Raw genomic sequence first — 13,265 nt, 5'->3', positions numbered from 1 at the left:
CGATCCCGACCGCCTGCACCAGGAGGCCGTCCTCATCGCCGCGAAAGCCGACGTGCGCGAGGAGCTCGACCGCTTGAGCGCCCATCTCGACAGCGTCGGCGAGTTGCTGGCCAAGGGCGGCGCCATCGGCCGCAAGCTCGATTTCCTGGCCCAGGAGCTCGGCCGCGAGGCGAATACCCTCTGTGCGAAGGCCGGAGACATCGCGTTGTCGCGGATCGGACTCGACTTGAAGGCCGTGGTGGAGCAATTCCGCGAGCAGGTTCAGAACGTCGAGTAGGTTTTTCGGACATGCAGGCCACGACGATCGGGCGGCGCGGGTTCATCCTCATCCTGTCCTCGCCCTCGGGAGCGGGGAAGACCACGCTGACGCGCGCGGTCGCCAGCGACCCGAAGTGGGGGCTCGACCTCTCGATCTCGGTGACGACGCGACAGCGCCGGCCCTCCGAGATCGACGGCAAGCACTACAATTTCATCGACCGCGAGGCGTTCGACGCCCTGCGCGGCGCCGACAACCTCCTCGAATGGGCGGAAGTCCACGGCAATTTCTACGGCACGCCGCGCCGCCCGGTGGAGAAGGTGCTCGGTGCAGGCCGGGACATGATCTTCGACATCGACTACCAGGGCACGCGGCAGGTGCGGGCGAAGCTCGCCGAGGACGTGGTGACGGTGTTCATCCTGCCACCGAGCCTCGCCGAGTTGCGCCACCGCCTCGAACGCCGGGCCGAGGATTCGCCCGAGACCATCGAAAAGCGCCTCGCCAATTCCCGCGTCGAGATCCAGCGCTGGAACGAGTACGATTACGTCCTCGTCAACGACGACCTGAACGACGCCTTCGCCAAGCTCCAGGGCATCCTCGTCGCCGAGCGCCTCAAGCGCGTCCGCAACACCGGCCTGTCGGATTTCGTCGACGGGCTTCTGGCCGAGCCCGACAGGATCGCCTGAGAAGCCGAGCCCGATGTCGACACCCGACCGGACCATCCGCTTCGACCAGACCTGCCCGGTCCTGCGCATCTTCGACGAAGCGAAGGCGCGCGAGTTCTATGTCGACTTCCTCGGCTTCAGCCTCGATTGGGAGCATCGCTTCGGCGACGACTTTCCGCTCTACGCCCAGGTCTCGCGCGCCGGCCTCGTCCTGCATCTCAGCGGCCATCACGGCGATGCGACGCCGGGCTCCACGACCTTCGTGCGCATGGCGGGCATTTACGTCTTCCAGGCGGAACTCACCGCCCGAAACTATGTCCATGCCAAGCCGAGCATAGAAAGCCTGCCCTGGGGGCTGGTGATGACGGTGACCGACCCTTTCGGCAACACCCTGCGTTTCTGCGAGGTCAAGCCCGAGCCGTAGGGCGGAGGCGCGGCTCGATAACGGCGATCTCGTCCTGTATCGCCCGGGCGTCATCGCGAACGCGCCACGACGGACGGCATTTCGCTTTTTGCGCTGGTTCGTTTGTTGCAGATATATCGCAGGAACGATCCAAGGGAGTCGGCTCACGATGACACTGCCCGCCTCCGCTCAGGGCCTCGGCGGCCGGCTTCCGTCGGACGGCGAGCGCAAGACCGCCAACACCCTGCGCCGCCTCCTGGCCACTTAATCGTCCGAGCAGACGAAACTGCGCGTGTTCGACGACGCTCGCAAGGAATCTGCTGAGATCACGCTCACTCCGGCCATCTCGAACCTTCTGATCGATCTCCTCCGCCATATCGGCCGGGGCGACGCGGTGACGCTTGTTCCGGTGCCCCAGATGCTCACGACGCAGCAGGCTGCAGATATCCTCAACGTGTCGCGCCCCTATCTCGTATCGCTTCTGGAGCGTGGCGAGATCGCTCACATCACGGTCGGGCGCCATCGCAGGATCAAGGCCGAAGACCTGTTCGCGTACAAGGATGTCCGGGATGGAACCCGGAGCCAGGCGCTCTCGGACCTCGCCGCCCTCGATGGCGAGTTCCTGTAGGCGGTGTTCGCCAACCGCTTCACCGCGCTCGTGATGCCTGCGTGCTCGCGGGTGCCCTCAAGCGAAACCTGCTTCTGACCCCAGCGGAACGAGAATTCTTTCGCCTGCGGTGGTCGATACCGATTCTGGATGAGACCGAACGCGCGATTTCGGACATCCTGGCGAAGAGGAGTGTCGCCGATAGCGAGGAGCGGGCTCGCCGGGCGCGGCTCTGCATGGAAACCGCCTTCGACGATGCGATGGTCTCCGACTTCACCCGCTTTCTCGGTGCCTGCGAAGGGCTGCCGGACGCGGGGGATGCCCATGTCTTCGCGGCGGCCCTGAAAACCCAGGCAGCGACCATCGTCACGGACAACATCAAGCATTGTCCGGCGTCGGTTCTCGGTCCGTTGAATCTCGAAGCGCGAACGGCCGACGCCTTCATCGCCGACACCATCGCTCTCGATGAGGGCAAGGCGGTCGATGCCGTGCGGCAGCTTCGCCTGCGTCTGCGCCGACCAGGGAAGAACGCAGGGCAGTTGCTTCTCGATATGGAGGCTGTCGGACTGACCTCGACCGTCGATGTTCTCCGCTCGCATGAAGCGTCCCTGTAGACGGTAAGCCCCGGCTTCTAGACGGGACCAAATCGCCGGCCTCTCGGCGCGACGACGACCTACCCCCGCGGAGGAGCCATCACCGTCGCCCGGCGGGCCTCGAGGGTCTGCCACAGGATCAGGGAGGGCAGGCCGAGCACCAGGTCCGGTACGCGCTTGGCCAGCGACAGGGCGATGGCGGTGCCGGGATCGATGCCGAACAGGCCGCCCACGAGGACGAACCCGCCTTCCTGAACCCCTAATCCGCTCGGCACCGGGAAGGCCGCCGATTTGATGGCCTGGCTCAGGGCCTCGATGATGACGACTTCGGCGAGGCCCACGCCCTCCACGCCCATGCAGGTCAGCGCGATCCAGATCTCCACGGCGCCGAGCATCCAGGCGAGGAGGTGGAGGACGATGCCCTGGAACAGCAGGGGCCAGCGCTTCGGAGCCCAGACCGTATCGAGGGCGCCATGCACACCCGCGTCGCCGGTCGCCGAGTCCGCCGCCGCCTCGTCCTGGTCGCGCAGGAAGCGCCGGCCGAGTTCGGCGACGCGGCGCTCGACGCCGCGCATGAGCGGGCTGCGCTGGAACAGGAAGAAGGCGGTGAGCACGATGGCGGTGACGCCGAGCGCCCGCAGGGCCCAGGCCGCGAGGGACGCGGCGGACTCGCCTTCCATCTGCATCAGTAGCGCGACGCCGATGAGCACGAACAGGGCCTGCGTACCGACCTGGATCAGCATGTCCACCAGGATCGAGGCCGCAGCGAACGTGCCCGGCACGCCCCAGAAAGTGAGGAGGCGCCCACCGACGACGTCGCCCCCGACGGAGGCCACCGGGAGGAGCACGTTGATACCGTCACGCACGAAGCGGAGGATGAGGAAGGCACCCGCCTCGGCGGTGGTGGAGAGCCGGTGCAGCACCCGCTCCCAGGCGAAGCCGCAGAGGGACAAGACGGCGACGCGCATCAGCACGATGCCGGCGAGCCCGACGATTCCGATCCGTCCGAAGGCATCCGTCACCGAGGCGAGATCGTGGGTCGCCACCAGCCAGATCGCGAGGCCGAGGCCCAGCACCGTCCCCAGGACGGGCAGGTAGCGCAGGGCCTGTCTTCCGAGGCCCGCTCGGGCGGGCGGAGGCGCCACGACGCGGCGGGTCAAAGGGCCGGACTTCTGAAATGGACGAGCGCCAACGGAGACGATCCTCTCAATGCGGGTTTCGCAGACATGGACCCCGGTTCTGCGATGACGATCTGCGACACATCGAAGGGACAGCGCATCCGGCGCTCCGCCTGTCACGCACAATCGAACTCGGACCGATCCTATCGTGGCATTGGGGCTGAAATCGGAGACCGCCTCACTCGGACCGGCGGGCGGGCGGATAGACCGTGTCGAGGGCCTGCTCGGCATTGCCCTCCGGGTCGATCAGGACGATGCGGTTGCGCGACAGGCTGAAGGAGGTCGCCACCGCCACGAACCGCTTCGGGCAGGGGCCGAGGCAGCCCGTGGACACCACGCGGGTCATCCCGCCGAGGCCGCGCCTTTTCACCTCCCGCTTGAGTCGCCCCCGGATCTCGTCCTTCTTCAGGCCGACACGCTTGGTGCATTTCGCGCAGACCAGGACGATGTCCGAATAGCCGGACTTCGCCGTGCGAACGGTCGTGTCCTTCTCGTGTTTTGCCAAATCCGGGTGCCCGTTCCGTGTCCGGCGAGCCGGGGACCGGGACGCCATCCGGGCCACACCTAAGTCAAAGGGGGGAGGGGCGGCAACGGGGCGTGATGCCCCGCCGGCCCGTGCCCCTCAGCCGTAGGCCGCCACCGCCCGGACGCTGCCGGGCTCGGCGACGCTGATGCCGGCATCGACATATTCGTTGAGCTTGTTGCGTAGGGTCCGGATCGAGATACCGAGGATCTTGGCTGCATGGGTGCGGTTGCCGAGGCAATGGTCGAGCGTGTCGAGGATCAGCTCGCATTCCACCTGAGCCACCGTCCGTCCCACGAGACCGCGGGTGGCGGCCTCGGCCACCTGGGCGGCGCGCTCCACCGGCCCGGCGGAGCGGGCGAAGGATTCGCCCTCCGGGGTGGAGATCGCGTCGGCGTCGATCTCCGCTCCCGTCGCCAGCAGGACCGCCCTGTGGAGGGTGTTCTCGAGTTCGCGCACGTTCCCGCGCCACGGATTCTCGCGGATGATGGCCTGCGCCTCGCGGCTCAAGGACCGGACCGGAACGCCGTTCACCTCGGCGTATTTCTTGGCGAAATGGGTGGCGAGTTCGAGGATGTCGGCCGGGCGCTCGCGCAGCGGCGGCAGGCGCAGGTGCACCACGTTGAGGCGGTAGAACAGATCCTCGCGGAAGGTGCCCTTGCGGACCTCGTCGATGAGATTGCGGTTGGAGGTGGCGAGCACCCGGATGTCGACCTTCACGGGAGCGGTGCCGCCGACCCGGTCGATCACCCGTTCCTGCAGGGCGCGCAGCAGCTTCGACTGGAGGCGGACATCCATCTCGGAGATTTCGTCGAGGAGCAGCGTGCCGCCATTGGCCTCTTCGAACCGGCCGATCCGGCGGGCGACGGCGCCGGTGAAGGCCCCCTTCTCGTGGCCGAACAGTTCGGATTCGAGCAAAGCTTCCGGGATCGCGGCGCAGTTGACCGAGACGAAGGGCCGGCTCGAGCGGGTGGACTTCACATGGACGTGGCGGGCCAGCACCTCCTTGCCGGTGCCGCTCTCGCCGGTGATCAGCACCGAGGCCTCCGACCGCGCCACCTGCTCGGCGAGCTTCACCACCCGCTCCATGGAGGCGTCGCGCCAGACGAAGGCGCGCCCGTCCTCGGAGACCGCCTGCAGCACGGCGGCGATCAGTTCGGGATCGGGCGGCAGGGGGATGTACTCGCGGGCGCCGGCCTGGATCGCGGCCACCGCCGCCTTGGCATCGGTGGCGACGCCGCAGGCGACCACCGGGGTGCGGATGCGCTCGTCGGAAAGCGCGGTCACGAGTTCGCGGATCGGCTGGCCCACATCGATCATGACGAGGTCGGCGCCCTTGGCGCGCAGCACGGCGAGGCCCTGCGGCACCCCGTCCGCATGGGTCACGGCCGCGCCGCGGTTCATGGCGATCTTGGAGGCGGTGACGAGTTCGCCGCTCAAGCGTCCGATGATGAGGAGCCGCATGGTCTAGTATCCTGTGTCGGTGGAGCCTCGCGCAGCAGCGCGGCGGGCGGGATCAGTGGTCGCTCTTGATGATCTCGGTCATCGTCACCCCGAGGCGCTCCTCGACGAGGACGACCTCGCCGCGGGCGACGAGGCGGTTGTTGACGAAGATGTCGATCGCCTCGCCGACCTTCCGGTCGAGTTCCAGCACCGCGCCCGCCTGCAGCCGCAGCAGGTCGCCGATGGGCATGCGCGACGAGCCGAGCACGGCCGAGACCACCACGGGGACGTCGAAGACCTGTTCGAGGTCGGAGGCGCTCTTGGGGGTCGTGGGCGCCTCGCGGATCGATTCGGAGCCGAGCCCGTCGAAGGACGAGTCGATGCCATTGAGCTGCGGCAGGCTGAAATTGTCGGACATCACGGGCTTTCAAAATCGAAGGCGTTGCGGGGTCGAGCGGCGACGGATCAGGAGTCGAGAGGGTGGCCGATGGCTTCGAGCACGGCGGCCTCGATACGGGCGCGGTCGCGCACGACCCCGCCATCGGCCCATTCCATCCGGGCATCGCCGGGGGCGAGGTCGGGCTCGCCGAGGACGATGAGACGACCCTCGAAGCCGCGCTCGCGGGCGAGGCTCTTCACCAGCGCCTCGGCCTCGTCCACCAGCCTGTCGTTCACGCGCACCACCAGATGCGGCACGCCGCGCAGGTGCTGCAGGGCCGTGCGGGCCGCGTCGCCGATGGCCGCGAGCGGCTGGGTGTCGAGGGCATCGCCGGCGATGCGTCGCGCCAGGGAGACGGCGAAGGCCAGGGCCTCCTCCTCGCGCGCCGCATCCCGCGCGTCCGCCTGACCGATGAGGCCGGCCGCGGCGAGGCCGACGCGGGTGAGGGCATCGGCCATGCGGGCCTGGGCCTGGGCCTCGGCCTGGGCGCGCCCTTCCTGGACGCCGCGGGCATGGGCCTGCGCCACGGCCTCGGCCAGGGCCGCCGCCTCCTTGGGCGGGACGGTCGCGCCTTCGCGCGGCCGGAAATCGGTGTCGAAGAGGAACCGGCGGGCGTTCAATAGACCAGTTCCTCTTCGCCGCTGGACTTGGCGATCATGATCTCGCCCTTCTCGGCCAGTTCCTTGGCGAGCTCGGTCATCTTGGCCTGCGCCTCGTCGACGTCCTTGAGGCGGATCGGGCCGAGCGAGCCCATCTCGTCGGTGATGTTCTTGGCCGCGCGGGTGGACATGTTCTTGAGGAAGAAGTTGCGCACCCGTTCGTCGGCGCCCTTGAGGGCGCGGCACAGGGTGTCGTTGTCGACCTTACGCAGCAGCGTCTGCACACTGCCCGCATCGAGCTTCAGCAGGTCCTCGAAGGTGAACATGAGCTGGCGGATCTTCTTGGCCGAGCCGCGATTGGCCTGGTCCAGGGCCGCGAGGAAGCGGCCTTCGGTCTGGCGGTCGAACGCATTGAACACGTCCGCCATCAGTTCGTGGGCGTCACGCCGCGTAGTCTGCGCGATGGTGGAGACGAACTCCACGCGCAGGGTCTCTTCGATGTGGCGCAGGGCCTCCTTCTGCACCGTCTCCATCCGCAGCATGCGGTTGAGGACGTCGATGGCGAAGTCCTCGGGCAGGATCGTCAGGACCTTCGCCGCATAGTCGGGGCGCACCTTCGACAGCACCACCGAGACCGTCTGCGGATACTCGTTGCGCAGGAACGAGGCGAGGATCTCCGGGTCGATCTGCGTCAGGCTCGCCCAGACCCGCTTGCCCGAAGCGCCCTTGATCTCCGCCATGATCGCCGAGACCTGCTCGGTGGGAAATATCTTGAGAAGCAGCGATTCGGTGCGCTCGTAGTTCGAGGTGATGCCGCCGCCCGAGGAGAGCCGCGAGACGAAGTCCACGATCAGCCTCTCGACGGTCTCCGCCTCCAGCGATCCGAGCTGGACCATGGCGTGGGAGACCATCTTGACCTCTTCCTCGTCCAGCATCTGCCAGATCGGCGCGCCCTCCGTCTCGCCGAGGAGCAGGAGAAGCGCAGCCGCGCGCTGGGCGCCGGTCATGGCGCTCAAGCCCGCCTTGCCGAGATCCTGATCCGCGATGACGCTCAACCCCGAGGCCATGCCTCACTCCTCTTCGCCGTTGCCGTTGCCGCTACCGTTTCGAATGCCGTCGCCGTCCCGCTCAACTGTCGTGGATCCAGTTGCGCAGGACCTCCACCGTCTCGCTCGGGCTGCCTCGGACCATGTCCACCACCCGCTGGACGGTCTCCGCCTGCACCTTGCCGTTCAACTGCGCGAAGTCGACGAGGCGGGCCGTGGGGTTGTCGCGAGCCGGAAGCATCTGATCGGCGCCGGGATCGCCACCGGCCAGTGCCGGTCCCGAGACCAGAATGGCCTGGGTCGGTTCGGCGGTGAGGATGCGGCGCACGAGGGGACGGACCACGGCGAGGAGAACGATCACCGTCAGGAGGAGAAGCACCGACAGTTCGACCATGCGCATCACGTCCTCCTTCGACGGAGCCATGAGCGACTGGATCAGCGAAGGCTCGGTGAACTCGACGGGCGCGGGCGTCTCGGCGAAACGCAGGTTGACCACTTCGACCTGATCGCCACGATCCTTGTCGAAGCCGATGGCGGTGCGAACCAGGGTGGCGATCCGCTCGATGTCGTTGGCCGGGCGCGGCTGATAGACGGGGCGGCCATCCGCTCCCGGGACGTAGGCGCCGTCGACGAGGACCGCCACCGACAGGCGCTTCAGACGTCCGCCTTCCTCGACCACCGTCTTGGTGACGCGGGAGATCTCGTAATTCGTGGTCTCCTCGTCCTTCTTCGAGGAATCCTTCGAATTGGGGTTCGGGTTCGGCTGGTTGGCGCCCGGCAATTCGTTTCCGACGGTCACGGCGCCCTCGTTGCCCCCCGTGAGCGCGCTTTCGCTGCGGGTCTGCGTCGAGCGCACGACCTTGCTCTCCGGATCGAAGGTCTCCGAACGGCTCTCGATGCGGTTCCGGTCGAGTTCCGCCGTGACCTGCACCCGCGAGCGGCCCGCGCCGACGATGCCGGCCACGATCTCCTCGATCTGGGACCGCAGGCGGCGCTCGAGACCGACCTGCTTCTCCTCCATGCCGGCGCCGGTCTCGGCCTCCGCACCCCGAGCCCCGTCCGCCAGCAGGCGGCCACGCTCGTCGACGATGGAGATCCGCTCCGGCTTCAGGCCCTCCACCGCGGAGGCGGCGAGATGGCGGATGGCGCGAACCTGGGAGGGGTCCATGTCACCGACGAGCTTGAGCACGATGGCGGCGCTGGGCAACTCGCGGTCGCGCTCGAACAGGCGGCGCTCCGGAATGACGAGGTGGACGCGCGCGGCCTGGACCCGCCCAATGGCCCGGATGGAGCGCGCGAGTTCCCCCTCCAGGGCGCGCAGGTGATTGACGTTCTGGACGAAGTTGGTGGACGAGAACGCATCGCCCTTGTCGAAGATCTCGTAGCCGACGCCCGAGGCGCTGGGCAGGCCCTTGCCGGCGAGGTCCATCCGCAGGCGGGGCAGGTCGGCGCGAGGCGCCATGATGGTCTGGCCCGCATCGCCGCGCGTCTCGTACTTGATGCCGCGCGCATCGAGGTCCCGGATGACAGCCCCCGAATCCTGCATCGACAGGTCGGCGAAGAGGACGCCCATATCGGGCTTCGACACGCGAAGGATCACGAAGGCGAAGAAGCCGATCAACGTCAGGGTCACGGCCGCCATGGCCGCGAGCCGCGCCGGTCCCAACTTCGTCACCACTTCGAGAACGGACTTCACGACGCGACGTACCCACCCGAACCGGAGCGGCGGAAGGGCCGCGCTCGCTCGGCAAAATTTGCCCAGGTCGTGGTTAGCGTCCGGTTAACGATTTCCTTAACCCAGGAAAAAAGGATGGTCGGCGTTCGTCCGTTTCGAGCCGACCCCGAAACGGAAAGAACCGCGCCCCGTGGAGGGCGCGGTTCTTTTTCAAGGAGATCGTTGCTCGAAGGGGACTTCCGGAACCCGGCCCGGATGCCGACCCTCCTCGATCTCAATGGCGGTAGTGCTGAATACGGGTGGTCCGCAATCCGGCCAGGCCATGCTGGTCGATGGAGAACTGCCAGCTCAGGAATTCCTCGGTGGTAAGGGTATAACGCTGGCAGGCTTCCTCAAGGCTGAGAAGACCGCCGCGGACGGCTGCGACGACTTCGGCCTTGCGGCGGATGACCCATCGTCTGGTCGTGGTCGGCGGAAGATCCGCGATCGTCAGCGGGCTTCCATCTGGCCCGATGACGTATTTGACTCTCGGGCGGCTTGGTTCGGTCATGATACGCTCTACAACTCGACTGACCTGTCGAGGTTGGAAGCTACTTGCGCCCGCTTAAGATATGTTGAAGCGGATCGATTGCATCTGATTCGTTTTTTCCAGGATCATGTGGACAACCCGGATCCGATGTTCTGCACGCCCGATATCGGCAGCCGCGATTTGCCGATCAGCAGCACCGGCTCGCTGCCGCTGAGATCGACGCCGTCGACTTTTCCGGCGACCTGCGTGTCGACGCTAACCTGTGCACCAGTGGCGTCGAAGGCATCGATCTTAATCGAGTAGCTGCCGTTGGCAGAGGTGAAGCCGGAGGTGGATCGTCCGTCCCAGGCGAAGGTCTGCGCCCCGGCGGTCAGGGCCTTCGTCTGTGTGGCCACCACGTTGCCCTTGGCATCGCTGATCGTCATCGTCGCCTGCTTTGCGGCACGCGCGGGCGTCAGGGTCCAGACGGCCGAGCCGTCCTTCAGGTTGGCGACCCGACCGTCCGCCGTCACGCTCTGGCCGATGAAGCCCGTGGCGGCGGCGGCGCTCGATGCCTTCGCGTTGTTGAGGATGGAATCGAGGCGGTCGTTCGACTTCAGCTGCTGCTCGACCCCGGCATATTGCACAAGCTGCTGCGTGAACTGGTTGGTGTCCAGGGGGTCCATCGGGTTCTGGTTCTTGAGCTGCGTCGTCAGCAGGGTCAGGAACTGCTGGAAATTGCCGGCGATCTCCTGGGAAGCGCCGGTGGCCGTGCTCGGGTTCGTGATGGAGGAGCTGCTCGAAGCTCCGGTGATGCCGGCTGTCATGGCGGTCTCCTCAGATTCGGATGTCGATGCCGCCGAGGCCGCGCAGCATACGCAGCGGCACGACGTCGTTGGAAAGGCGCGGGTCCTTCAGGTCGGAACCGGGCGTGCCGGAGCGGCCATCCCGGCCGCCCCCGCCATCCCGCTCGGCGCCGTTGCCCCCATCGGAGCCGGTGTCGCTGCGCAGGGACAGGTTGATGGCGGCCTCACCCGCATCGAAGCCGGCCTGCGACAGAGCTTGTTGCAGGTTGCCGACATCGCGCTGGAGCAGGGCCAGGGTCTCCGGCCGGTCGACCGTGAGATGTGCGGTGACCGTGCCGCTGTCCTTGTCGATATCGAGATTCACGTCGATTCGCCCGAGATCCTTCGGATCGAGGCTGATCTCGAAACGGTTCGACCCGGCCAGCGAACGGAGCCCGATGGTCATCGGCACCGCGCCGAGGGGCACCGGCGCCGCCTGGGCCTGGGGGAAGGCGCCGGCGGGGTCGGGCGCCGGTGCGGGAATGTGGGCTGCCGGCACAGGGCTGAACGTCGCCGTAGGAGCCGAAGCGAGATCGTCGGCGGCCACGGTCGAACCGGGGGCTAGCTCGTCGAAAGCCTTGGCCGACGAGGTCTCGCGCTCGGAGGAGGCCGGGCGATCGGTGCCGGATACGGGTACGGCGACCGGACGACCGGCGGCAGCTTGCGCGCCGCCCGCGCCGGGTGCAACGATTGCGCTCGGTTTCGGAGACGAGGCGGCACCGGCCTGAACCGCCATCGCGGGAGCGTTGGCCGGTGGTGGAGGCGCGAGGAGTTCGGGCGGGGCGAGGGCGGACATTGCCGTCGCGGTGGGGTCCGCAACCGCGCCGTCCGCCGGAACCTCCCCATCGTCGTTCCGCTCTTCGGTCGCCGTGACCGCCTCGGCGGCGATGGCCGCAGACGCGATCGCCTGAACCGGAACGGGTATCGCACTCTGTCCAGCCATCGAGGGCGGCAAGGCATTCCCAGCCTGAGGCGGGGCGGCGGATTGAGGGGTCTCATGTCCTGCCTGCACGGAAGAGGCGGACAATGGTCCGGCGCCGCCGGTCATCGGCAAGCCTGCCTTGCCGGCTGGCTGCGGGAAGCCCGACGCCGCCATGCTCGATGGATCTCCCCCCTGTTGCGGCAGGGTGGGCTGCATGTTCGTGCCCTTCGCCGCCGAAGCGTCACGCTGCACCGGCGAACCTCCGAGACCGGCCTCGTTGGGCGGCGTAGCCTGATCCTCGTCCCTTCGGGCTCGCAGCGGCCGTGTCTCGGCCAAATCTTCTATCTGCCCTGAAACCGGATCCTGTTCCCGCAGCGCCGCTTCGGCCGCGCCCACGCCTCCGGCATCGACCTGGACCGGCCCGCGATAAGCGCTCCGCTGCGAAAGCGCCCCCGGCCGTGCGGCATCGCCCTTCGGCCGCGGCGAGGACGGTTCCGCGGTCGGCGAAGCCACCGACGTCGCGACGCCGGTCTTGGCCGCATCACGCTCGCGGGTGGCCGTCTTCGGCTCCAAGGCCCTGCGTGAGGCCGGCGCCGGATGCGACTCGCCTGCGGGGATGCTGAAACGTTCGAAGCCCGCCGCATCGGTGGCAGGAATCGGGGCGGAACGCGGGGCGACCGCGCTCGCGAACCGCGAGGCCTGGTCTCGGTTGATCGACGTGGTGGCCATTCGGCGTAGTCTCCTCGCCCCCCACCGCGCAAACTTCGAGCCACGCATCGCACCCGACAACCCATTGTTTCGATAGGAAAAATTTTCGTCGCTCGCAAACCGATCCTCCGCGACCCGGCGAAATCGTCCCTGTCCAGGCAGGATTTGCCGGGTCCGGCGCGTCGGCATGCGAGACCTGCTCCCGGCCTGCCTGGAAGTTCCACCTCAGGATCGCTATAGACTCCGCATGTGCGGGCGCTGCGGCCTGCCGGCGAACCCGTGACGTGATGAACTCCCTCGACCTTCCCAAGGCCCCGCACGAGACGCGCGTCGTCGTCGCCATGTCCGGCGGCGTGGATTCCTCCGTGGTGGCCGGGCTGCTCAGCCAGCAGGGCTACGACGTCGTCGGGATCACGCTGCAGCTCTACGACCATGGCGCGGCGGTCCATCGCAAAGGCGCCTGCTGCGCCGGTCAGGACATCCACGATGCGCGCCGCGTCGCCGAGACGCTCGGCATCCCGCATTACGTCCTCGATTACGAGGACCGCTTCCGGGAATCGGTGATCGACCGTTTCGCCGAGAGCTATCTCGCCGGTGAGACGCCGATCCCCTGCGTGGAGTGCAACCGGTCGATCAAGTTCCGCGACCTCCTCGCCACCGCCCGCGACCTCGATGCCGACGTGCTGGCCACCGGCCATTACGTGGCCAGTCGCCCCCTCGAAGCCGGCGGGCGCGGCCTCTATCGCGCCCTCGATCCGGCCCGTGACCAGAGCTACTTCCTCTACGCCACCACGGCCGAGCAGCTCGATTTCCTGCGCTTTCCCTTGGGCGAACTGCCCAAGGGAAAGCGCAGGA

The 13,265-nt window shown here is 67.6% G+C and carries 16 protein-coding genes; 6 read left to right on the top strand and 10 right to left on the bottom strand.

What is annotated here, in order from left to right; genetic code table 11:
* From MBTS_RS22300 to MBTS_RS22280, 5 genes are all read left to right on the top strand, one after another.
* Positions 1-277 (top strand): DUF1732 domain-containing protein (locus MBTS_RS22300; protein WP_192216503.1); only part of this gene is annotated, 277 nt, incomplete at its 5' end.
* An 11-nt stretch (positions 278-288) separates the two neighbouring features.
* On the top strand, positions 289-942 hold the full coding sequence (gene gmk / locus MBTS_RS22295; RefSeq protein ID WP_018044463.1) for a guanylate kinase: 654 nt from the start codon (positions 289-291) through the stop codon (positions 940-942).
* Between the two features lie 13 nt (positions 943-955).
* A complete protein-coding gene (locus tag MBTS_RS22290; protein ID WP_192216502.1) occupies positions 956-1,345 on the top strand; it encodes a glyoxalase superfamily protein in 390 nt (129 codons plus the stop codon).
* 271 nt (positions 1,346-1,616) lie between these two features.
* On the top strand, positions 1,617-1,952 hold the full coding sequence (locus MBTS_RS24170; RefSeq protein WP_238253790.1) for a helix-turn-helix domain-containing protein: 336 nt from the start codon (positions 1,617-1,619) through the stop codon (positions 1,950-1,952).
* A 41-nt stretch (positions 1,953-1,993) separates the two neighbouring features.
* Positions 1,994-2,545, top strand: coding sequence for a PIN domain-containing protein (locus MBTS_RS22280; protein ID WP_238253789.1), 552 nt, complete (start codon positions 1,994-1,996; stop codon positions 2,543-2,545).
* Between the two features lie 59 nt (positions 2,546-2,604).
* Here the strand turns inward: MBTS_RS22280 and MBTS_RS22275 are convergent, their stop codons facing one another.
* The 10 genes from MBTS_RS22275 to MBTS_RS23905 form a co-directional block, all read right to left on the bottom strand.
* On the bottom strand, positions 2,605-3,684 hold the full coding sequence (locus MBTS_RS22275; RefSeq protein ID WP_192216501.1) for a lysylphosphatidylglycerol synthase domain-containing protein: 1,080 nt from the start codon (positions 3,682-3,684) through the stop codon (positions 2,605-2,607).
* A gap of 196 nt (positions 3,685-3,880) precedes the next feature.
* Positions 3,881-4,207 carry a (2Fe-2S) ferredoxin domain-containing protein gene (locus tag MBTS_RS22270; RefSeq protein WP_018044458.1) on the bottom strand — a complete coding sequence of 109 codons (327 nt, stop codon included), beginning with the start codon at positions 4,205-4,207 and terminating at the stop codon, positions 3,881-3,883.
* A 117-nt stretch (positions 4,208-4,324) separates the two neighbouring features.
* Complete coding sequence (gene flbD / locus MBTS_RS22265; protein ID WP_018044457.1) at positions 4,325-5,689, bottom strand: sigma-54-dependent transcriptional regulator FlbD; 1,365 nt, start codon at positions 5,687-5,689, stop codon at positions 4,325-4,327.
* A 52-nt stretch (positions 5,690-5,741) separates the two neighbouring features.
* On the bottom strand, positions 5,742-6,086 hold the full coding sequence (gene fliN / locus MBTS_RS22260; protein ID WP_056146405.1) for a flagellar motor switch protein FliN: 345 nt from the start codon (positions 6,084-6,086) through the stop codon (positions 5,742-5,744).
* A 47-nt stretch (positions 6,087-6,133) separates the two neighbouring features.
* The gene (locus MBTS_RS22255; protein ID WP_056146408.1) at positions 6,134-6,727 is read right to left on the bottom strand and encodes a FliH/SctL family protein; all 594 of its coding nucleotides are present in this window, start codon (positions 6,725-6,727) and stop codon (positions 6,134-6,136) included.
* Positions 6,724-7,773, bottom strand: a complete 1,050-nt coding sequence (gene fliG, locus MBTS_RS22250; protein ID WP_018044454.1) for a flagellar motor switch protein FliG — start codon at positions 7,771-7,773, stop codon at positions 6,724-6,726. Before fliG ends, MBTS_RS22255 begins: the two co-directional genes overlap by 4 nt.
* A 61-nt stretch (positions 7,774-7,834) precedes the next feature.
* Positions 7,835-9,394 (bottom strand): flagellar basal-body MS-ring/collar protein FliF, encoded by a 1,560-nt coding sequence (gene fliF, locus MBTS_RS22245; protein ID WP_244973620.1) that lies wholly within the window; start codon positions 9,392-9,394, stop codon positions 7,835-7,837.
* A 307-nt stretch (positions 9,395-9,701) separates the two neighbouring features.
* Complete coding sequence (sciP, locus tag MBTS_RS22240; protein WP_018044452.1) at positions 9,702-9,977, bottom strand: CtrA inhibitor SciP; 276 nt, start codon at positions 9,975-9,977, stop codon at positions 9,702-9,704.
* A gap of 104 nt (positions 9,978-10,081) precedes the next feature.
* Positions 10,082-10,762 carry a flagellar hook assembly protein FlgD gene (locus MBTS_RS22235; RefSeq protein WP_018044451.1) on the bottom strand — a complete coding sequence of 227 codons (681 nt, stop codon included), beginning with the start codon at positions 10,760-10,762 and terminating at the stop codon, positions 10,082-10,084.
* A 10-nt stretch (positions 10,763-10,772) separates the two neighbouring features.
* Positions 10,773-11,723, bottom strand: a complete 951-nt coding sequence (locus MBTS_RS23905; RefSeq protein ID WP_238253788.1) for a flagellar hook-length control protein FliK — start codon at positions 11,721-11,723, stop codon at positions 10,773-10,775.
* Between the two features lie 974 nt (positions 11,724-12,697).
* On the opposite strand from MBTS_RS23905, the gene MBTS_RS22225 reads away from it, so the two are divergent.
* Positions 12,698-13,265, top strand: a 568-nt coding sequence (locus tag MBTS_RS22225; protein ID WP_244973619.1) for an asparagine synthase-related protein, incomplete at its 3' end; no start/stop codon positions are given.

The organism is Methylobacterium bullatum (assembly GCF_014845095.1).
Taxonomy (GTDB): domain Bacteria; phylum Pseudomonadota; class Alphaproteobacteria; order Rhizobiales; family Beijerinckiaceae; genus Methylobacterium; species Methylobacterium bullatum.
This window is presented reverse-complemented; position numbering and strand designations above follow the sequence as displayed.

Coding starts and splice junctions, on each gene's coding strand:
- gmk (WP_018044463.1), top strand. CDS start 289: ATGCAGGCCACGACGATCGGGCGGCGCGGGTTCATCCTCATCCTGTCC.
- MBTS_RS22290 (WP_192216502.1), top strand. CDS start 956: ATGTCGACACCCGACCGGACCATCCGCTTCGACCAGACCTGCCCGGTC.
- flbD (WP_018044457.1), bottom strand. CDS start 5,689: ATGCGGCTCCTCATCATCGGACGCTTGAGCGGCGAACTCGTCACCGCC.
- fliN (WP_056146405.1), bottom strand. CDS start 6,086: ATGTCCGACAATTTCAGCCTGCCGCAGCTCAATGGCATCGACTCGTCC.
- fliG (WP_018044454.1), bottom strand. CDS start 7,773: ATGGCCTCGGGGTTGAGCGTCATCGCGGATCAGGATCTCGGCAAGGCG.
- fliF (WP_244973620.1), bottom strand. CDS start 9,394: ATGGCGGCCGTGACCCTGACGTTGATCGGCTTCTTCGCCTTCGTGATC.
- sciP (WP_018044452.1), bottom strand. CDS start 9,977: ATGACCGAACCAAGCCGCCCGAGAGTCAAATACGTCATCGGGCCAGAT.
- MBTS_RS22235 (WP_018044451.1), bottom strand. CDS start 10,762: ATGACAGCCGGCATCACCGGAGCTTCGAGCAGCTCCTCCATCACGAAC.
- MBTS_RS23905 (WP_238253788.1), bottom strand. CDS start 11,723: ATGGCTGGACAGAGTGCGATACCCGTTCCGGTTCAGGCGATCGCGTCT.